The sequence below is a fragment of the Pseudomonas citronellolis genome (genome assembly GCF_900112375.1).
Taxonomy (GTDB): Bacteria; Pseudomonadota; Gammaproteobacteria; order Pseudomonadales; family Pseudomonadaceae; genus Pseudomonas; species Pseudomonas citronellolis.
This window is the reverse complement of sequence record NZ_FOLS01000001.1, coordinates 185158-203538: the sequence shown is the minus strand read 5'-3', so window position 1 is coordinate 203538 and position 18381 is coordinate 185158. Positions and strand designations below refer to the sequence as shown.

Genomic DNA, 18381 nt, shown 5'->3' with positions numbered 1-18381 from the left:
CCATGGCCCCGCGCCGCGCGGCTGCTTTCCTTCGTCACTCCCGCACGCCCCTTCAGCCCCGGTGCCTTGGCATCGCGAGCACGGCCGCCTTCGGCCAGGAGACACAACGATGAGCGAATCCCCGGAAAAGGACGAGCGCCACCGCGCGCGCATGCAGCGCAAGAAGGACGTGATCGACGAGAAGATCGCCCAGGCCCGGGACGAGCGCGGCGTGCTGCTGGTGCTCACCGGTAACGGCAAGGGCAAGAGCAGCTCGGCCTTCGGCATGCTCGCCCGCGCCCTCGGCCACGGCATGCAGGCCGGCGTGGTGCAGTTCATCAAGGGCGCCGCGAGCACCGGCGAGGAAGCCTTCTTCCGGCGCTTCCCCGAGCAGGTGCGCTACCACGTGATGGGCGAGGGCTTCACCTGGGAGACCCAGGATCGCCAGCGCGACATCGAGAAAGCCCGGCAGGCCTGGGACGTGGCCCGCGAACTGCTGGCCGACCCGGCCGTCGGTCTGGTGCTGCTGGACGAGTTGAACATCGCCCTCAAGCACGGCTACCTGGAACTGGACGCCGTGCTGGCCGACATCGCTGCACGCCCGGCGCACCAGCACGTGGTGGTCACCGGCCGTGCCGCCCAGCCGGGCATGATCGACGCCGCCGACACCGTCACCGAGATGGGCCTGGTCAAGCACGCCTTCAAGGCCGGCATCAAGGCGCAGAAAGGGGTGGAGTTCTGATGACCCAGGCGCGCCAGTGCCCGGCGCTGCTGATCGCCGCTCCCGCCTCGGGGCAGGGCAAGACTACCGTCACCGCCGCCCTGGCCCGCCTGCACGCGCGCCAGGGGCGCCGGGTGCGGGTGTTCAAGGTCGGCCCGGACTTCCTCGACCCGATGATCCTCGCCCGCGCCAGCGGCGCGCCCGTGCACCAGCTCGACCTGTGGATGGTCGGCGAGGCGCAGAGCCGCCGGCTGCTCTGGGAAGCGGCGGGGGAGGCCGACCTGATCCTCATCGAAGGGGTAATGGGCCTGTTCGACGGCACGCCCTCGGCGGCCGACCTGGCGCGCACCTTCAATGTGCCGGTGCTCGGCGTGATCAATGGCCAGGCCATGGCGCAGACCTTCGGCGCCCTGGCCGTGGGCCTGGCCACCTATCAGCCGGGCCTGCCGTTCTCCGGCGTGCTCGGCAACCGCGTCGGCAGCCAGCGCCACAGCGACCTGCTGCGCGACAGCCTGCCGGAGTGGATCCGCTGGTACGGCGCGCTGCCGCGCAGCGCCGACCTGGAACTGCCCAGCCGCCACCTGGGCCTGGTGCAGGCCGAGGAGCTGGCCGATCTGGACGCGCGCCTGGATGCCGCCGCCGATGCCCTGGCCGCCAGCAGCGCGGTGGACCTGCCGCCGCCGGTGACTTTCGCCGCGCCCACCGAGCGCGAACTGCAAGCGTCCCTGGCCGGTGTGCGCATCGGCGTGGCGCGGGATTCCGCCTTCGCCTTCCTCTACCAGGCCAACCTCGACCTGCTGCGCGAACTGGGCGCCGAGCTGAAGTTCTTCTCGCCGCTCACCGACGAACGCCTGCCGGAAGTGGATAGCCTCTATCTACCCGGCGGCTATCCGGAACTGCACCTGGCGCAGTTGGAGAACAACCGCGCCATGGCCGAGGCCATCCGCGCCCACCACGCCGCCGGCAAGCCGCTGCTGGCCGAATGCGGCGGCATGCTCTACCTGCTCGACGGCCTGACCGACGCCGAGGGGCGCAGCGGTCGGCTGCTCGGCCTGCTGCCCGGCCGCGCCACCCTGCAGAAGCGCCTCGCGGCCCTGGCCCTGCAGGAAGTGGAGCTGCCGGAAGGCCCGCTGCGCGGCCACACCTTCCACCATTCGCTGCTGGACAGCCAACTGGAACCGGCCCTGCGCGGCACCTGCCCGAACGCCAAGCCGGTGGCCGAGGCGGTGTTCCGCCTGGGCCGCCTGACCGCGACCTACATCCACTTCTACCTGCCGTCGAACCCGGCGGCCGCCGCCGCGATCTTCCGCCCATGAACGAGCACGCCTACAGCCCCGAGGAACGCGCGGCCATCTACCGCGCCATCGCCGAGCGCCGCGACATGCGCCACTTCAGCGGCGGCGAGGTGGCCCCGGCGCTGCTGGCGCGCCTGCTGGAAGCGGCGCACCAGGCCCCCAGCGTCGGCCTGATGCAGCCCTGGCGCTTCATCCGCATCACCCGCCCGGAACTGCGCGAGGCCATCCACGGCCTGGTGGAGGCGGAGCGGGTGAAGACCGCCGAGGCCCTGGGCGAGCGTTCCGAAGAATTCATGCGGCTGAAGGTCGAGGGCATCCGCGACTGCGCCGAGCTGCTGGTGGCGGCCCTGGCGGACGGCCGCGAGGCCCACGTCTTCGGCCGCCGCACCCTGCCGCAGATGGACCTGGCCTCGCTGGCCTGCGCCATCCAGAACCTCTGGCTGGCGGCCCGCGCCGAAGGCCTGGGGATGGGCTGGGTGTCGCTGTTCGAACCCGCCGCCCTGGGCGAACTGCTCGGCCTGCCCGCCGGCAGCGAGGCGGTGGCGGTGCTCTGCCTGGGCCCGGTGGCGGAGTTCTACCCGGCGCCCATGCTGGCCCTGGAAGGCTGGCGCCAGCCGCGCCCGCTGAACGAACTGCTTTACGAAAATCACTGGGGAGAACGCCCATGAGCCTGGCCCTGCTGAGCGTCGCCGGCGTGGCCCTGGACGGCCTGCTCGGCGAGCCGAAGCGCTGGCACCCGCTGGTGGCCTTCGGCCGCCTGGCCGACCGCCTGGAACGCCGCTTCAACCGTTCACGTACGCCAGACTTGCCGGTTGGCACGGAAAGCCCCCTCTCCCTTCAGGGGGGGCCGCCTTCCGGAGAGGGCCGGGGAGAGGGCGCTCTTCTTCCAACCTCCCCAACCTCCGATAACCACACCCCCGGCCTAGGCTGGCGCAGCCACGGCGTCACCGCCTGGGCCCTGGCCGTGCTGCCACTGACCTTCCTCACCTGGCTGCTGACCCTGGTCCCTCATCTAGGCTGGCTGGTCTCCGCCATCGCCCTCTACGCCGCCATCGGCCTGCGCAGCCTGGGCGAGCACGCCGAACCCGTGGCCCTGGCCCTGCGCGACGGCGACCTGCCCGAGGCGCGCAAGCGCGTGGGCTACATGGTTAGCCGCGAGACCGCCGAACTGGACGACAGCGCGGTGGCCAAGGCCGCCACCGAATCGGTGCTGGAGAACGGCAGCGACGCGGTGTTCGCCGCGCTCTTCTGGTTCGCTGTGGCCGGCGCGCCAGGCGTGGTGCTCTACCGCCTGAGCAACACCCTGGACGCCATGTGGGGCTACCGCAACCCGCGCTTCGAACGCTTCGGCTGGGCGGCGGCGAAGATCGACGACGCCCTCAATTACATCCCCGCACGCCTGGTCGCGCTGACCTACGCGCTGCTCGGCAACACCCGTCTGGCCCTGCGCAGCTGGCGCCGCCAGGCGCCGCAGTGGGACAGCCCCAACGCCGGCCCGGTGATGGCCGCCGGCGCCGGTGCGCTCGGCGTGGCCCTGGGCGGCAACGCCGTTTACCACGGCGAACTGCATGAACGCCCGCAACTGGGCGAAGGCCCGGCGCCGGGCGCCCGCGACATCTGGCGGGCCTTGGCCCTGGTGCGCCAGGGCGTGCTGCTGTGGCTGCTGGCGATCCTCGGCCTGGGGGCGCTGCTGCATGCTTGAGCACGGCGGGAAGCTGCGCGCGGCCGCGCAGCGCTACGGCATCGCGCTGGAGGACTGGCTCGACCTGTCCACCGGCATCGCGCCCTGGCCCTGGCCACTGGCGGACATCCCCGCCAGCGCCTGGCAGCGCCTGCCGGAAGAGGATGACGGCCTGGAGCAGGCCGCGCGCGATTACTACGGCTGTGACTCATTGCTGCCGCTGCCCGGCAGCCAGGCGGCGATCCAGGCCCTGCCGCGCCTGCGCGCACCGGGCCGGGTCGGCGTGCTCGCGCCTTGCTACGCCGAACACGCGGCGGCCTGGAAACAGCATGGTCATGAACTGCTGGAACTGGCCGACGATGAGGTGGACGGCCTGGTCGACCAACTCGACGTGCTGCTGCTGGTCAACCCGAACAACCCCACCGGCCGTCGCTTCGACTGCGAACGCCTGCTGGCCTGGCACGAGCGCCTGCGGGCCAGCGGCGGCTGGCTGGTGGTGGACGAGGCTTTCATGGACTGCACCCCCGGCCACAGCCTGCTGCCCCTGGCCGGCGGCCAGCCGGGCCTGGTGGTGCTGCGTTCGCTGGGCAAGTTCTTCGGTCTGGCCGGCGCGCGCCTGGGCTTTGCCTTCGCCGAGCCGGCGTTGCTGCGGGGCCTGGCCGAGCTGCTCGGGCCCTGGGCGGTGAGCGGGCCGACGCGCTGGGTGGCGCAGCACGCCCTGGCCGACCATGCGCGGCAAGGTGAACGCCGCGCAGCGCTGGAACAGGCCGGCGCACGCCTGGCCGCGCTTCTGAAAACGCACCGGTTGCTGACCCAGGGCACCGCGCTGTTCCAGTGGCTTGCCTACCCTCGGGCCGACGAACTGCACGAGCACCTGGCTCGCCGCGGCATCCTCGTACGCCTTTTCGACAGCCCGCCGAGCCTGCGCTTCGGCCTGCCCGCCGACGAAGCCGGCTGGCAGCGCCTGGGCCAGGCCCTCGGCGAATGGAGCCCGACATGACCACCCTGATGGTGCAAGGCACTACTTTAATGGTGCAGGGCACCACCTCCGACGCCGGCAAGAGCACCCTGGTGACTGCGCTGTGCCGCTGGCTCCGCCGCCAGGGCGTGGCGGTGGCGCCGTTCAAGCCGCAGAACATGGCGCTGAACAGCGCGGTGACCGCCGACGGCGGCGAGATCGGCCGCGCCCAGGCGGTGCAGGCCCAGGCCTGCCACCTGGCGCCGCACACCGACATGAACCCGGTGCTGCTCAAGCCCAACAGCGACGTGGGCGCCCAGGTCATCATCCACGGCCGCGCGGTGACCAGCATGAACGCCGCCGCCTATCACGATTACAAAAGGGTCGCCAAACAGGCTGTGCTCGAATCCCACCAGCGCCTGCTCGACGCCTACCAGGTGGTGATGGTGGAAGGCGCCGGCTCCCCGGCGGAGATCAACCTGCGCGCCAACGACATCGCCAACATGGGCTTCGCCGAGGCGGTGGATTGCCCGGTGATCCTCATCGCCGACATCGACCGTGGCGGCGTCTTCGCCCATCTGGTCGGCACCCTGGAACTGCTCTCGGAAAGCGAGCGAGCGCGGGTGAAGGGCTTCGTCATCAACCGCTTCCGCGGCGACATCGCCCTGCTGCAGCCGGGCCTGGACTGGCTGGAGGAACGCACCGGCATCCCGGTGCTGGGCGTGCTGCCCTACCTGATGGACTTCCACCTGGAAGCCGAGGACGCCATCGACACCCGCCAGGCCGCCAAGGCCGGGGAAAGCCTCAAGGTGGCGGTGCCGGTGCTGCCGCGCATCAGCAACCACACCGACTTCGACCCGCTGCGCCTGCACCCGCAGGTGCAACTGACCTTCGTCGGCCCCGGCCAGCCGCTGCCGGCGGCGGACCTGGTCATCCTGCCCGGCTCCAAGAGCGTGCGCGCGGACCTGGCCTTCCTCCGCGCCCAGGGCTGGGACGCCGCCATCGAGCGCCACCTGCGCTACGGCGGCAAGCTGCTGGGCATTTGCGGCGGCTTGCAGATGCTCGGCCGCACGCTGTCCGACCCCCACGGCCTGGAAGGCGCCGCCGGCGGCAGCGCCGGCCTCGGCTGGCTGGAGTTGGACACGGTGCTGGAGCCGGAGAAGCAGCTGCGCAACGTCCGTGGCCGACTGGCCCTGGAAGACGCCGAGGTCGGCGGCTACGAAATCCACGCCGGCGTCACCAGCGGGCCCGCATTGGAGAGCCCGGCGGTGCGCCTGGACGACGGCCGCTGCGATGGCGCCCTGAGCGCCGACGGCCAGGTCATAGGCACCTATCTGCACGGCCTGTTCGAATCCCCCGCCGCCTGCGCCGCGCTGCTGCGCTGGGCCGGCCTGGGCGAGGTGGTCGAGCAGGACTACCACGCCCTGCGCGAGCGCGACATCGAGCGCCTGGCGGACCAGGTGGAGGCGTATCTGGACACGCAGAAGCTGAAATCCCTGTGTGGCCTTTGAGCCAAGGGCCGCAGTTACCGCTCTTCGTAGGAGCGAGCTTGCTCGCGAACGGGATCGCAGCGAGGCGGGTTCGCGAGCAAGCTCGCTCCTACAGGACATGACTTCCCCGGAGAAAACCCATGCTTGAACTCATCCTCGGCGGCGCCCGTTCCGGCAAGAGCCGCCTGGCCGAGCGCCTGGCCCGGGACAGCGGCCTGCCGGTCACCTATTTCGCCACCGCGCAGATCGGCGACGGCGAGATGGGCGAGCGCATCCGCCAGCACCGCGACCGCCGTCCCGCCGAATGGGGCCTGGTGGAGGAACCGCTGCACTTGGCGCGGGCCCTCGCCGAGCACGCCGCGCCGGACCGCTGCCTGCTGGTGGACTGCCTGACGCTGTGGCTGACCAACCTGCTGCTCGCCGACGACGGCGCGCACCTGCAACACGAAGTGAACGAACTGCTGGCCACGCTGCCGGCCCTGCCGGGCCGCATCCTGCTGGTCAGCAACGAAACCGGGCTGGGTGTGGTGCCCCTGGGCGAGCTGACGCGGCGCTACGTCGACGAGGCCGGCTGGCTGCACCAGGCCCTGGCCGAGGCCAGCGAGCGGGTGCTGTTCACCGTCGCCGGCCTGCCCATGACCCTCAAGGGAGACCCCGTATGAGCCTGCAATGGTGGCGCGAAGCGTGCCAACCCACGGACCGCGTGGCGCGCGACAAGGCCGCCGCGCGCCAGGACCAGCTGACCAAGCCGCGCGGCGCCCTGGGCCGCCTGGAAGAGGTGGCCGTGCACCTGGCCAGCCTGCAGGGCCGCGAGCGGCCGAGCCTGGAGCACCTGTGGATCGCCCTGTTCGCCGGCGACCACGGCGTGGTGGAGGAGGGCGTCTCGGCCTACCCGCAGGCGGTGACCGGCGAGATGCTGCGCAACTTCGTGCGCGGCGGCGCGGCCATCAGCGTGCTGGCCCGCGACCTGGGCGCTCGCCTGGAAGTGATCGACCTGGGCACCGCCGTGCCCCTGGAACCGCTGCCCGGCGTGCTGCACCTGATGGTCGGCGCCGGCACCCTGAACTTCGCCCGCGAGCCGGCGATGACCGCCGCGCAGTGCCTGATCGCCCTGGAGGCCGGGCGCGAATCCGTGCGCCGCGCGCAACAGGCCGGCAGCGAGCTGTTCATCGGCGGCGAGATGGGCATCGGCAACACCACCTGCGCCGCGGCGCTGGCCTGCGGCCTGCTGGGCGAGCGCGCGGCGCCTCTGGTTGGCCCCGGCACTGGCCTGGACGCGCGAGGCGTGGCGCACAAGGCCGAGGTCATCGAACGCGCCCTGGCCCTGCATGGCGGGCACTGTGCCGACCCCTTCGAGGCCCTGTGCCGCCTCGGCGGCTTCGAGGTGGCGGCCCTGGCCGGCGCCTACCTGGCCTGCGCGCAGAAGGGCATCGTCGCCCTGGTGGACGGCTTCATCTGCAGCGTCGCGGCGCTCTGCGCGGTGCGCTTCAACCCGCAGTGCCGCGACTGGCTGCTGTTCGCCCACAGCGGCGCCGAGCCCGGCCACCAGCGCGTGCTCCAGGCCCTGGAGGCGCAGCCGCTGCTGGACCTGGGCCTGCGCCTGGGCGAGGGCAGCGGCGCCGCCCTGGCCGTGCCGCTGCTGCGCCAGGCCTGCCGGCTGCACGCCGGGATGGCCACCTTCGCCGAGGCGGCGGTGTCGGACCGCCCGGCATGAGCCTGCGCCTGGACCTGCTGCGCCACGGCGAAACCGAACTGGGCGGCGGCTTCCGCGGCCGCCTGGACGACGCCCTGACCGCCGCCGGCTGGGCGCAGATGCAGGCCGGCCTGGGCCTGGAGCAGCCCTGGGAGGCCCTGGTCAGCTCGCCGCTGCGCCGTTGCGCCGCCTTCGCCGAGCGCCTGTCGGCCGCAAGCGGCCTGCCATTGCACCTGGAACCGGACCTGCGCGAGATGGATTTCGGCGAGTGGGAAGGGCTTTCCGCAGCTAAGCTGATGGAGACTGATAGCGATGCGCTAGCCCGCTTCTGGAACGACCCCTACGCCTTCACCCCGCCGGGCGGCGAACCGCTCGCGGCCTTCGAGGCGCGGGTGTTCGCCGCCCTGCAGCGGCTGTACGCGACGCATGCCGGAAAGCACCTGCTGCTGGTGACCCATGGCGGGGTGATGCGCCTGCTCGGCGCGCGCGCCCAGGGCCTGCCGCGCGAGTACTTGCTGCAGGTGAGCGTCGCCCACGGCGAACGGCTGGCGCTGCGCATCGAGCCGCAGGCCGGCGGCTGGAACATCCAACCGGTCGAGTCCGCCGTGAGCGCGCCCCGATGAGCAACCTGTTCCTGCCGTTGATCGCCCTGCAGTTCCTCAGCCGCATCCCGATCCGCCTGGGCGAGGTGCCCACGCCCGAGCAGTTCGGCCGCGCCACGCTGTTCTACCCGCTGGTGGGGGCGCTGATGGGGGGCGGGCTCTATGCGCTGGGCTACTTCTTCGGCGAGACCTACCTGCTGCTGCACGCCGCGCTGCTGCTGGCCGTATGGGTGGCCTTCAGCGGCGCCCTGCACCTGGACGGCCTGGCCGACACCGCCGACGCCTGGGTGGGCGGCCTGGGCGACCGCGAGCGCACCCTGGCGATCATGAAGGACCCGCGCAGCGGCCCGGTGGCGGTGGTGGTGCTGGTAGTGCTGTTGCTGGTGAAGTTCTGCGCCATCGCGGCGCTGCTCGACGCCCACCACTTCTGGGCCCTGCTGCTGGCGCCCTGGCTCGCGCGGGTGGCCCTGCCGCTGCTGTTCCTCACCACTCCCTACGCCCGCCCCGGCGGCCTCGGCCAGGCCCTGGCCGACCACCTGCCGCGCCGCGCGCTGCCCTGGATGCTGGTGCTCAACGCCGCGCTGATGCCGCTCACCGGCCTGAGCGGCCTGGTGGCGCTGGTGGTGGCGCTGGCGGTGTTCCTCTGGTGGCGCAACCGGCTGATGGCGCGGCTGGACGGCACCACCGGGGATACGGCGGGGGCTTTGGTGGAGTTGGTGGAGTGTGCGGTGTTGGTGGGGTTGGCGATCTAATCAGCCGGAACCCTGTGGTGTGTGATTCGACCGCGCAACCCTCTCCCCAGCCCTCTCCCTGAAGGGAGAGGGGGCTTGTCCGTGCCGAGAGAAGGAATGGTTTCAGCCTGAAACCCTCGGTGTTGCCGGCTGACTCCAAAACATCCAAGCGCTCCGAACGGTCCCCTCTCCCTTCAGGGAGAGGGTTAGGGAGAGGGAGCGGACTTCCCGCCGGGCACCTCACCCTCAGGCGAACACCCTCACCCCAACGTCTCCGGCGGCGCCTCGTAGCTCCCCGACTCATAGCTCACCCCATGCCGCATCTTCGGCGGCGCATCCCCCGCATGCAGGCTGGTGACCGTGTCGATGATGGTCTTGTCCTCCAGCGTCATGCGGTCGAGCATCCTCAGGTGGGCGATCCAGTTGTCCACCAGGAACACCTCCTGCCAGGCCTCCTTGTCGCTGATGTCGCGGTACAGCGCCCAGCGTTCGGCGCCGTTGCGCAGGCGCAGGCGGCGCAGCGCCTTGGCCGCGCGGACGAAGTCGCGGGTGCGCTCGGCCGGGATGCGGTATTCGATGGTCACCAGCACCGAGCCGCGCTGGGTGTCGAAGACGAAGGTCGGCTCCCCCGGCAGGGTGCTGGGCGCGCGGGCGATGCTGCCGGGGTTGAGCTCCGGCAGGCGCGAGTTGTACAGCAGCGCCACCGACACCAGCAGCAGGCAGCCGGCGGCCAGCAGCGCGCCCTGCACGCCCAGGGTGCCGGCGAAGTGGCCCCAGAGGAACGAGCCCAGCGCCAGGCCGCCGTAGATGGCCGTCTGGTACAGCGCCAGGGCGCGCGCCTTGACCCAGTCCGGCACCAGTATCTGCACCGCCGAGTTGTAGCTGGCCACCGCGGCTATCCAGCAGCTGCCGCCGAGGATCAGCGCCGGGAACAGCACCCAGAGGTTGTCCACCGTGCCGAGGACCAGCAGCACCAGGCCGAGGGTGCCGCCGCCCAGGCTGATCAGCCGGCTGGTGCCGATCACCTTGCGCAGGCGGCCGACCAGGGTGCTGCCGAGGATGGCGCCCAGGCCCAGGGCGCCGAGCATGTAGCCGTACACCGAGGCGTTGCCGTCGGGGTTGCGGTGCGCCAGCAGCGGCAGCAGCGCCCAGACCGCGCTGGCCGACAGGCCGAACACCGCCGAGCGCAGCATCACCAGGCGGGTGACGCTGGAGTACTGGGTGAAGCGCAGCGCCGCCACCACCCCTTCGACGATGTGCTCCGGCGGCAGGGTGCGCTTGGGCACCTCGCGGCGCCATTGCCAGATGGCCCAGATCAGCGAGGCGTAGCACAGGCAGTTGAACAGGAACACCCAGGGCGCGCCGGTGGCCGACAGCAGCAGGCCGCCGATGGCCGGGCCGACCGCGCGGGCGACGTTGTAGTTGACGCTGTTGAGCAGCACCGCGTCGCCCACCAGGCGCGCCGGCACCTGCTCGTTCACCGCCGCCTGCCAGGCCGGGATGGTGATGGAGCTGCCCAGGGACAGCCAGAGGATGGAAGCGATCAGCAGCAGCGGGTCGAGGTAGCCGAGGAACGCCAGCAGCGTCACCAGGGCGGCGCCGGACAGTTCGATGGACAGGCCGACGAGCATGATCTTGCGCCTGTCGTGGTTGTCCGCCAGCACCCCGGAGAGGATCGACAGCAGCACCAGCGGCAGCGCCGAGGCGACCTGGATCATCGCCACCATCAGCGGGCTGGCGTGGGCCTCGGTGACCACCCAGGCGGCGGCCACCGACTGCGCCCAGGTGCCCAGGTTGGCGAACAGGTTGCAGATCCAGATGATGCGGAAGGCCGCGATGCCGAACGGGGCGAGCACGCCGCTGCGCTGGGGATCGGCCTCGTTCTTCAGCGGCAGGTCGTTCTTCGGTGAAACGGATTGCAGCATGGGGGAAATGCCTTCTTGCGATGGCCGGCGACGACGGCGCCCTGCCGGCAGGTCATGCCCGGCAAGTGTAGTGGCTGGCCCCGCGCTCGCCATTGATGATGGTCAGCCTGGCCTTATCGGTGAATCGCCCTGGCCCTCTGCGACAGTGCCCCGCGGCGCCGGGATTGCTAGGCTGCGGGGCATCGTCCGAGAAGAGTGGAGGCCCCATGAGCCACCGGTTGCGCATTTGCCTGCTGCTGTCCCTGCTGATCCTGCCGCGTTGCCTCTGGGCCTGGTCCAACCATGCCCTGGGCAGCTACCAGGCCCTGGCCCGACTGCCGGCCGTGGCCGCTGCGCCGGCGGCGCCCATGGAGCCGCTGGAGACCTTCCTCGCCGCCGAACGCGAGGGTTTGGTACCACTGCTCGACGAGCAGGAGCGCTTCGCCCGCGAGCACTTCCGCCAGTACCCGGCGCGGCCCGACGCGCTGCGCTTCACCGGCACGGAGCAGGATTTGCGCCTGGCCTTCCTCACGGCGCTGCGGCTTAACCCGGAGATCAAGCTGGCCAATGCCATCCAGCCCGCGCCGGGGCACGACCAGCCCGGGCGGCCGCACCTGAAGGCGTCCGACGTGCTGGTGTTCCACGACCTCGCCGGCTGGGTGCGCTGGCGCTTCATCGCCTTGCAGCCGGGCGAGCCGGTGCCGGCCCTGGCGGTGCTGGCCAGCGCTAGCGACGAGCCGGACTTCGGCCACGACATCCACCTGTTCAGCGACAACCCTGGCACGGCTGGCCAGCGCTATGGCTTCGGCCCGCAGCCGTTCGGCGACCCGGGCTACGAGTTCAGCTCCCAGGCGCCGTTCCACATGGGCTTCTACCACGAGTCGCCGATCATCTTCGCCGGCGCGCCCTACCTGCAGCGCAGCTGGCCGGAATGGCGCGCCTACCAGTTCCACGGCCTGGCGCGCTACGCCTTCGAACATGGCCACCCGTACTGGGGCTACCGCTTCCTCGGCTGGTCGATGCATTACCTCCAGGACCTGACGCAGCCCTACCACAGCACGCCATTACCCGGCGAAACCACCGCCAGCATGCTGTGGACCGCGCTCAAGGCCATGGCCGGTTTCGACGCCGACAAGAAGGCCGCCATCAGCCGCGTGGCCAGCCGCCACCTGGGCGTGGAGCGCTACCAACTGGACTGGCTGCTGGAATCGCTGCGCAAGCCGCAGGGTTCGGCGCTGCTCGCCGCCTATGCCGATGCTTCCGGCGACGGGGGCTATCCGGCGTATTCGGCCGATTACCCGAGGGAGGTGGTGGCGGTCGAATCCCATGCCCATGCGGCGGCCTTCGACGCGGCGATCGGTCATTGGCTGGCGACGGTCCCGGCGGATGCCGGCGTCGGTTTCAGCGCCGGCAACGAACTGGCGCCGCTGCAGCACGATGCGCAGCTGGACGAACAGCTATTGGCGTTGATCCGGGCGTTCGGGGTGCACAGCCGCAACCTGGCGAGGTCGGTGCTGCAGCGTTAGGGAAGGGGGAGGGGAGAGAACCTGCAACGCGCCGCGAAGGGGGCGTGGACCCTTCGCGGTTGCGTTCCGGATGGGCCTAGCCGCCAGTGCAGCCGTTGCCCCAGACCTGGTACTCGATGGTGTGACGCTCGCCTTTCGAGTCGTCGTAGGTCATCTGCGCGGGCACGACCCCGCACTGGTTGGAGACGTCGGTGGTGGAAACCACGTGGGCGACGTCCAGGTTCATTCCATAGGTGTATTGCTCCACTGCCGGACTCTGAGGTTGGACAGCATCGTCCGCCTGCGCAGCGAGGGCGAGCGAGGAGAGGCTGGCCAGGGCCAGAACGACTAGGGCTTTCATGAATTTTCCTGCCTTTTTCCCGAGCGGGAGCCGCATCCGGGCGCACGCGGCCAGGACGAAGTTCATCGGCTTCATCGGGAAGATGTCTTTAGGGATGTTGCAATCGGGTTCTTGGGTGTTGCGGCGCGCTTCAACAGCAAGCAAATGGTAGGTCCGCGGCGGGCATATTCATATGCCTGGAAGCCAAAAATACCTCGTACTAAAAGGCAACAATCCAGCAACGGCGCGGGTTCGCGGGGCGAGGGTGGCCATGATGACGCTGCGCGGTCGTGTCGCGGTCGTTGTGCGATAGGGGCCGGTGTAGGAGCGGGCCCTGCCCGCGATTTCGCGCGCAGGGCGCGCTCCTACAGGGGAATGGCGTGGGTGGGGCGGCGTAGGAGCGGATCTCATCCGCGAATCGCGCCGGTACGTCCGGCTATCGCGGACAAGGTCCGCTCCTACGCCTGTGCTTCCCGGGAACCGTTGGCGTTATGTTCTCTGCTGTAGGAGCGGGCCCTGCCCGCGATTCGCGCGCAGGGCGCGCTCCTACAGGGGAATGGCGTGGGTGGGGCGGCGTAGGAGCGGATCTCATCCGCGAATCGCGCCGGTGGTTCCGGCTATCGCGGACAAGGTCCGCTCCTACGGGGAAATGTCATGCCTCACGGAGCAACTGTCTTGTCGACTGCGCCGAGGTGCTCTTCGTAGGAGCGAGCTTGCTCGCGAACCGCATGGCACCGCGTTTGTTCGCGAGCAAGCTCGCGCCTACGAGAAGCCGGTAGGAGCGCGCGGCTTCCTCAACCCCGCGAGCTCTCCCGCAGCGGCGAGCTGGGGTCGAGCAGCGAGGTGCGGATGAAGTGCAGGTAGCTGCACATGCGCCGCAGCGGCGAGGTGTCGAAGTGCGGCGGGCGCGGTTCCTGGGTGCTGCGGGTGCTGTGGATGGCGTGCTCCACCGCCGCCAGGGCGCGCAGGCGGTTGTGCTCGCTGGGCTGGATGAACAGGCGGATCAGCGCCCGGCCCATGGCGCGGATGGCGCGGCGCCAGGGCATGTGCTCGGCGTACCAGGGCTCGTCGGGCAGCACCGCCTGCTCGCGACGCAGCTCGATGATCGCCAGGCCCACCTCCTGCACCTGGAACATCCAGCGCAGCAGCCGGCGCTGCACGTCGGGGCGGCCGCTGGCCAGGCCGTAGGCCTGGTTGAGCAGGTCGCGGGTGCCGCTTTCGAAACCGGCCGACAGGCCCTTCAGCGGGTCGCTGATGGTGTGCACCACGCGCATGCGCAGTTCGGCCTCCAGGCGTTCCCACAGCCAGGGGCGGTTCGGTGGCAGTATCACCATGGCCGCCACCACCGCCATGCCCATGGACAGCAGCATGGCCAGGTATTCGTTGATGAAGGTGTAGGCGTCGTAGCGCGCCAGGTTGGCCGGCAGCGAGGCGATGCAGAACCACACCAGCAGGCCCACGCCGTAGCCGCTCCACTGCGGGCGGGTGATGAGGAAGGCGCCGAGGGCGAACACCGGCGCCAGCACCATGCACAGCAGCGGGAAGCCATCCAGGTGCGGCAGCACGCGGAAGGTGAGGATGAAGCCCAGCGTGGCGCCCAGCAGGGTGCCGAAGGTCAGCTGCAGCGACAGGCGTTTGGGGTTGGGCGAGGCCGAGGACAGCGCGGCGATCAGCACCGAGGTGAGGGTGAAGGTGGCGCCGCTGAGCCACGAGGTCTCGATCCAGAACACCCCGCCGACCAGCACCAGCAGCGCGCAGCGCAGCCCGGCCACCGCCGCGGCCACGGCGTTGGCCTTGGGCGTGAAACGCTCCTTCCACTGCTCGCGGGCGTGCCTGTGGGCGGCCAGGGAGGCGTGGGTCTGGGCGTAGTCGTGGAGGTCGCCGGCGAAGCGGAACAGCAGCTCGGCGGCGGTCTCGAAGTCCAACTGGTCGGCCTCCCGCGGGCAGGCGTGGGCGAGCCTGGCGCGGGCCTCGCGGATGTGCGGCATCAGTTGCTGGCGGCAGTGCTCCAGCTGGGCGGCGAGGAAGGCCGCGTCGGCGTCGCGCAGCGGCCGGCCATGCCAGCCGGCGAGCAGGCCGCCGACCTCCACCAGGCATGGCATCAGCACTTCCAGCACGGCGCCGGCCTGGCGTTCGCGCAGGCGGTCGAGCAGGCGCTGCAGGGCATGGAAGCGCGTGGTCAACTGCATGAACTCGCTGTTCAGGCGCGCCAGGCGGCCGCTGCGCAGGCGCATGTGCGGGTCTTCGAAGGCGGTGACGTTGCGCAGGTTCTCCAGGCCCACGGCCTCGGCGGCGATGCGCGCGGCGGCCTGCTCGAAGCGGGCGTGGTCGAGGGTGCCTTCCAGGCCGGCGGCGGCCAGACCGGCGAAGTCGCCGAAACGTGTGTCCAGGGCATTGCGCAGCACGGCGCTGCTGGTCTGCGGCAGCACCAGTGCGCTGACCAAGCCGGTGCAGAAGATGCCCAGGGTGATCTCCAGCACCCGCCACAGCGCCGCCATGAAGGCGCCCTCCGGGTGCAGGGTGGCGGGGATGCCGATCATCACCGCGGTGTAGCCGGCCAGCAGGCAGGCGTAGGCGCGGAAATCGCGGTAGCGCGCGGCGCCGGCGGTGCACAGGCCGACCCAGATCGACACGCAGAGCAGGAACAGCACGCGCTCCTGGGCGAACAGGGCGATGAAGGTGACCATCACCGTGAGCCCGGCCAGGGTGCCGAGGATGCGGTAGAAGCTCTTGGCCAGGACCTGCCCGCTCTGCGGCTGCAGCACGATGAAGGCGCTGACCAGCACGGTGTTCGGCTGCGGCAGCTCCAGGCGGTAGGCCAGCCACAGGGCGAGGAAGGCGGTGAGCAGGGTCTTGCCGATGAACACCCAGGTCACCCCGTCGCTATGGGCCCAGGCGGACGCCGCCTGGCGCAGCGCGTCGGCGCCGGGCAGGCGCGCGCTGATGCGGGTGAGGCTGTTCATCGGGGCAGCGGCGAGTCGGGAACTGTGCAACCGCAGGGCTGCGGGAAGGGCGACGGAGCAGGGGCGAAACGAGCCTGGCGCGTATGGCGGAACACAGCTGTGAATCCTGGGAACTGCGGAGGGGCCGCGGTGGGGAGGCGATTCTAGAAAACCGCCGGAGGCAGGATAAGCTGACAGTTGGGCGAATTATTGTTGCCTGAAAAACAACAATTCGCCGTGGGCAGTTATGCGACAATTCGCCGCCTGTCGCGAATCTGTAACAAGACTTTGCTGTAGCCGGCATCGCCCGGCACGGCGCGCGGACAGGCTCTCAGGAGAAATGATGGACCTGCTGCACAACATGCGTGCCTTCGTCTGTGTCGCCGAGACCGGCAGCTTCACCGCCGCCGCCCAGCGCATGGACCTCACCACGGCCTACGTCTCGCGTACCGTGGCCAAGCTCGAAGCCCACCTGCGTACCCGCCTGCTGCACCGCACCACCCGCCGCATCGCCCTCACCGAAGCCGGCCAGCGCTACCTGCTGCGCTGCCAGCAGATCCTCGGCTACATCGAGGAAGCCGAGGCCGAGGCCAGCGACGCCCACTCGCGCCCGGCCGGCAAGCTCAAGGTGCATGCCATGACCGGCATCGGCCAGCACTACCTGATCAAGGCGATCTCCCAGTACAGCGAGATGTATTCGGAAGTCAGCTTCGACCTGACCCTGGCCAACCGCACCACCGACATCCTCGACGAGGGCTACGACATCTCGGTGGTGATCGCCCCCGAGCTGCCCGACTCCGGCTTCGTCTCCAAGCGCCTGGGGCAGACCCACAGCGTGCTCTGCGCGGCCCCCGCCTACGTGACGCGGCATGGCTCGCCCAAGGTGCCGGCGGAACTGGCCGGGCACCGCTGCCTGCGCCTGGTGAACAGCGTGATGTCGCTGGACAAGTGGCTGTTCCACGGCCCGGACGGCGAAGAGCTGGCGCACATCGACCACACCCACTTCCAGGTCAACACCGCCGACGCCCTGACCGAGGCGGTGGTGGCCGGCATGGGCATAGGCGCGCTGCCGGTCTACTCGGCGGTGGAGGGGCTGCGCAACGGCAGCCTGGTGCGGGTGATGCCCGGCTACAGCCTGTTCCACCTGAACATCTACGCGCTCTACCCGTCGCGGCAGTTCCTCGATGCGAAGATCCGCACCTGGGTCGAATTCCTCCGCGACTGCATCCCCGGCATGCTCGCCGAGGACGAGCAACTGATGCTCGAACACAGCGCGCGCCTGCCCAACTGAGGCGCCAGGCCGTCTGATCCGCGCCGTCCGCCCGGGCGGCGCCTTCCTTCTTCCCGAGTTTTCCTACATCCCCCGGCCCTCGGCGTTTTCGTGCCCGCATTCCGGAGTTCCGAATGCGGCCTTGGGAAATCGCGAATTCTCCGAACGCCATCGTTGCGTCAGTCTGGGCAGCCCCGGCCGCCCTGCGGCCTGCCTCGCCAATACAAGAAAAACGAGGGTGACGCGATGTTAGGTTCGACTTTACGGGCGCTGTTGGGCGTCCTGGCAGTGTTCGGCGCCGGCCTGGCGCAGGCTGCCGAGGCTCCGGTGGTCATCAAGTTCTCCCATGTGGTGGCGGAGAACACCCCCAAGGGCCAGGGCGCGCTGCTGTTCAAGCGCCTGGCCGAGGAGCGCCTGCCCGGCCGGGTGCGCGTGGAGGTCTACCCGAACTCCTCGCTGTTCGGCGACGGCAAGGAAATGGAGGCGCTGCTGCTGGGCGACGTGCAGATACTGGCGCCGTCGCTGGCCAAGTTCGAGCACTACGCCAAATCCATCCAGGTCTTCGACCTGCCGTTCCTGTTCGACGACATCGACGCCGTCGACCGCTTCCAGCGCAGCCCGCAGGGCAGGGCGCTGCTGGCCAGCATGCAGGACAAGGGCATCCTCGGCCTGGGCTACTGGCACAACGGGATGAAGCAGTTGTCGGCCAACCGCGCGTTGCTCGAGCCGGCCGATGCCCGCGGCCTGAAGTTCCGCGTGCAGGCCTCGGCGGTGCTCGACGAACAGTTCCGCGCCCTGCGCGCGATCTCCCGCAAGATGTCCTTCGCCGAGGTCTACCAAGGCCTGCAGAGCGGCGTGGTGAATGGCACCGAGAACACCTGGTCGAACTACGCCAGTCAGAAGGTCTTCGAGGTGCAGAAGCACTTCACCGCCTCCAACCACGGGCTGGTGGACTACATGGTGATCACCAATGCCGCCTTCTGGAACGGCCTGCCGGCGGACCTGCGCGAGCCGCTGCAGGCGGTGATGGACGAGGTTTCGGCGGAGGTCAACCGCCAGGCCGCCGAGCTCAACCTGCAGGCCCGCCAGCAGATCGCCGGCAGCGGCGCCAGCCAGATCCACGAACTCACCCCGGCCCAGCGCGCCAGCTGGCGCCAGGCCATGCAGCCGGTGTGGCGCAAGTTCGCCGACGACATCGGCCCCGAGCTGATCCAGGCCGCGGAAGCGGCCAACCATCCTCTCTGAATCCTCCCCCGAACCATCCCGGAGC

General features: G+C 70.3%; 16 protein-coding genes. 13 read left to right on the top strand and 3 right to left on the bottom strand.

Annotation, left to right across the window (positions count from 1 at the left end; all coding sequences use genetic code 11):
* The first annotated feature begins 109 nt into the window (after positions 1-109).
* From cobO to BM060_RS00870, 10 genes are all read left to right on the top strand, one after another.
* Positions 110-721 carry a cob(I)yrinic acid a,c-diamide adenosyltransferase gene (cobO, locus tag BM060_RS00915; protein ID WP_074976448.1) on the top strand — a complete coding sequence of 204 codons (612 nt, stop codon included), beginning with the start codon at positions 110-112 and terminating at the stop codon, positions 719-721.
* Positions 721-2016, top strand: coding sequence for a cobyrinic acid a,c-diamide synthase CobB (locus BM060_RS00910; protein WP_074976446.1), 1296 nt, complete (start codon positions 721-723; stop codon positions 2014-2016). Before cobO ends, BM060_RS00910 begins: the two co-directional genes overlap by 1 nt.
* Positions 2013-2663, top strand: a complete 651-nt coding sequence (gene bluB, locus BM060_RS00905; RefSeq protein WP_074976444.1) for a 5,6-dimethylbenzimidazole synthase — start codon at positions 2013-2015, stop codon at positions 2661-2663. Before BM060_RS00910 ends, bluB begins: the two co-directional genes overlap by 4 nt.
* Positions 2660-3697: an adenosylcobinamide-phosphate synthase CbiB gene (gene cbiB, locus BM060_RS00900; protein ID WP_074976442.1), complete on the top strand. Its 1038-nt coding sequence runs from the start codon at positions 2660-2662 to the stop codon at positions 3695-3697. Before bluB ends, cbiB begins: the two co-directional genes overlap by 4 nt.
* Complete coding sequence (cobD, locus tag BM060_RS00895) at positions 3690-4676, top strand: threonine-phosphate decarboxylase CobD (protein ID WP_074976440.1); 987 nt, start codon at positions 3690-3692, stop codon at positions 4674-4676. The genes cbiB and cobD overlap by 8 nt, the downstream gene beginning before the upstream one ends.
* 8 nt (positions 4677-4684) lie before the next feature.
* The gene (locus BM060_RS00890; protein ID WP_074976799.1) at positions 4685-6145 is read left to right on the top strand and encodes a cobyric acid synthase; all 1461 of its coding nucleotides are present in this window, start codon (positions 4685-4687) and stop codon (positions 6143-6145) included.
* 119 nt (positions 6146-6264) lie between these two features.
* Complete coding sequence (gene cobU, locus BM060_RS00885; protein ID WP_074976438.1) at positions 6265-6786, top strand: bifunctional adenosylcobinamide kinase/adenosylcobinamide-phosphate guanylyltransferase; 522 nt, start codon at positions 6265-6267, stop codon at positions 6784-6786.
* Positions 6783-7838, top strand: coding sequence for a nicotinate-nucleotide--dimethylbenzimidazole phosphoribosyltransferase (gene cobT / locus BM060_RS00880; RefSeq protein ID WP_074976436.1), 1056 nt, complete (start codon positions 6783-6785; stop codon positions 7836-7838). The genes cobU and cobT overlap by 4 nt, the downstream gene beginning before the upstream one ends.
* On the top strand, positions 7835-8440 hold the full coding sequence (gene cobC, locus BM060_RS00875; RefSeq protein WP_074976433.1) for an alpha-ribazole phosphatase family protein: 606 nt from the start codon (positions 7835-7837) through the stop codon (positions 8438-8440). Before cobT ends, cobC begins: the two co-directional genes overlap by 4 nt.
* Complete coding sequence (locus BM060_RS00870) at positions 8437-9171, top strand: adenosylcobinamide-GDP ribazoletransferase (RefSeq protein ID WP_074976431.1); 735 nt, start codon at positions 8437-8439, stop codon at positions 9169-9171. Before cobC ends, BM060_RS00870 begins: the two co-directional genes overlap by 4 nt.
* A gap of 239 nt (positions 9172-9410) precedes the next feature.
* On the opposite strand, the gene BM060_RS00865 is transcribed toward BM060_RS00870, so the two are convergent.
* Positions 9411-11075, bottom strand: a complete 1665-nt coding sequence (locus BM060_RS00865) for an MFS transporter (protein WP_074976429.1) — start codon at positions 11073-11075, stop codon at positions 9411-9413.
* Between the two features lie 206 nt (positions 11076-11281).
* Here BM060_RS00865 and BM060_RS00860 point away from each other — a divergent pair, with 206 nt between their 5' ends.
* On the top strand, positions 11282-12580 hold the full coding sequence (locus BM060_RS00860; RefSeq protein WP_074976427.1) for a phospholipase C/P1 nuclease family protein: 1299 nt from the start codon (positions 11282-11284) through the stop codon (positions 12578-12580).
* 76 nt (positions 12581-12656) lie between these two features.
* Here BM060_RS00860 and BM060_RS00855 read toward each other — a convergent pair whose 3' ends face one another.
* Both BM060_RS00855 and BM060_RS00850 read right to left on the bottom strand, forming a co-directional pair.
* Positions 12657-12920: a DUF2790 domain-containing protein gene (locus BM060_RS00855; protein WP_074976796.1), complete on the bottom strand. Its 264-nt coding sequence runs from the start codon at positions 12918-12920 to the stop codon at positions 12657-12659.
* 773 nt (positions 12921-13693) lie between these two features.
* A complete protein-coding gene (locus tag BM060_RS00850) occupies positions 13694-15862 on the bottom strand; it encodes an FUSC family protein (RefSeq protein WP_074976425.1) in 2169 nt (722 codons plus the stop codon).
* A gap of 322 nt (positions 15863-16184) precedes the next feature.
* Between BM060_RS00850 and BM060_RS00845 the strand changes: the two genes are divergently transcribed.
* The gene (locus tag BM060_RS00845) at positions 16185-17132 is read left to right on the top strand and encodes a LysR family transcriptional regulator (RefSeq protein WP_058488791.1); all 948 of its coding nucleotides are present in this window, start codon (positions 16185-16187) and stop codon (positions 17130-17132) included.
* 225 nt (positions 17133-17357) lie between these two features.
* Positions 17358-18356, top strand: a complete 999-nt coding sequence (locus BM060_RS00840) for a TRAP transporter substrate-binding protein (protein WP_074976422.1) — start codon at positions 17358-17360, stop codon at positions 18354-18356.
* Positions 18357-18381 lie beyond the last annotated feature (25 nt).

What these genes read in the sequence shown, in the direction of transcription:
- cobO (WP_074976448.1), top strand. Translation starts at nt 110, where the DNA reads ATGAGCGAATCCCCGGAAAAGGACGAGCGCCACCGCGCGCGCATGCAG.
- BM060_RS00910 (WP_074976446.1), top strand. Translation starts at nt 721, where the DNA reads ATGACCCAGGCGCGCCAGTGCCCGGCGCTGCTGATCGCCGCTCCCGCC.
- bluB (WP_074976444.1), top strand. Translation starts at nt 2,013, where the DNA reads ATGAACGAGCACGCCTACAGCCCCGAGGAACGCGCGGCCATCTACCGC.
- cbiB (WP_074976442.1), top strand. Translation starts at nt 2,660, where the DNA reads ATGAGCCTGGCCCTGCTGAGCGTCGCCGGCGTGGCCCTGGACGGCCTG.
- cobD (WP_074976440.1), top strand. Translation starts at nt 3,690, where the DNA reads ATGCTTGAGCACGGCGGGAAGCTGCGCGCGGCCGCGCAGCGCTACGGC.
- BM060_RS00890 (WP_074976799.1), top strand. Translation starts at nt 4,685, where the DNA reads ATGGTGCAAGGCACTACTTTAATGGTGCAGGGCACCACCTCCGACGCC.
- cobU (WP_074976438.1), top strand. Translation starts at nt 6,265, where the DNA reads ATGCTTGAACTCATCCTCGGCGGCGCCCGTTCCGGCAAGAGCCGCCTG.
- cobT (WP_074976436.1), top strand. Translation starts at nt 6,783, where the DNA reads ATGAGCCTGCAATGGTGGCGCGAAGCGTGCCAACCCACGGACCGCGTG.
- cobC (WP_074976433.1), top strand. Translation starts at nt 7,835, where the DNA reads ATGAGCCTGCGCCTGGACCTGCTGCGCCACGGCGAAACCGAACTGGGC.
- BM060_RS00870 (WP_074976431.1), top strand. Translation starts at nt 8,437, where the DNA reads ATGAGCAACCTGTTCCTGCCGTTGATCGCCCTGCAGTTCCTCAGCCGC.
- BM060_RS00865 (WP_074976429.1), bottom strand. Translation starts at nt 11,075, where the DNA reads ATGCTGCAATCCGTTTCACCGAAGAACGACCTGCCGCTGAAGAACGAG.
- BM060_RS00860 (WP_074976427.1), top strand. Translation starts at nt 11,282, where the DNA reads ATGAGCCACCGGTTGCGCATTTGCCTGCTGCTGTCCCTGCTGATCCTG.
- BM060_RS00855 (WP_074976796.1), bottom strand. Translation starts at nt 12,920, where the DNA reads ATGAAAGCCCTAGTCGTTCTGGCCCTGGCCAGCCTCTCCTCGCTCGCC.
- BM060_RS00850 (WP_074976425.1), bottom strand. Translation starts at nt 15,862, where the DNA reads ATGAACAGCCTCACCCGCATCAGCGCGCGCCTGCCCGGCGCCGACGCG.
- BM060_RS00845 (WP_058488791.1), top strand. Translation starts at nt 16,185, where the DNA reads ATGGACCTGCTGCACAACATGCGTGCCTTCGTCTGTGTCGCCGAGACC.
- BM060_RS00840 (WP_074976422.1), top strand. Translation starts at nt 17,358, where the DNA reads ATGTTAGGTTCGACTTTACGGGCGCTGTTGGGCGTCCTGGCAGTGTTC.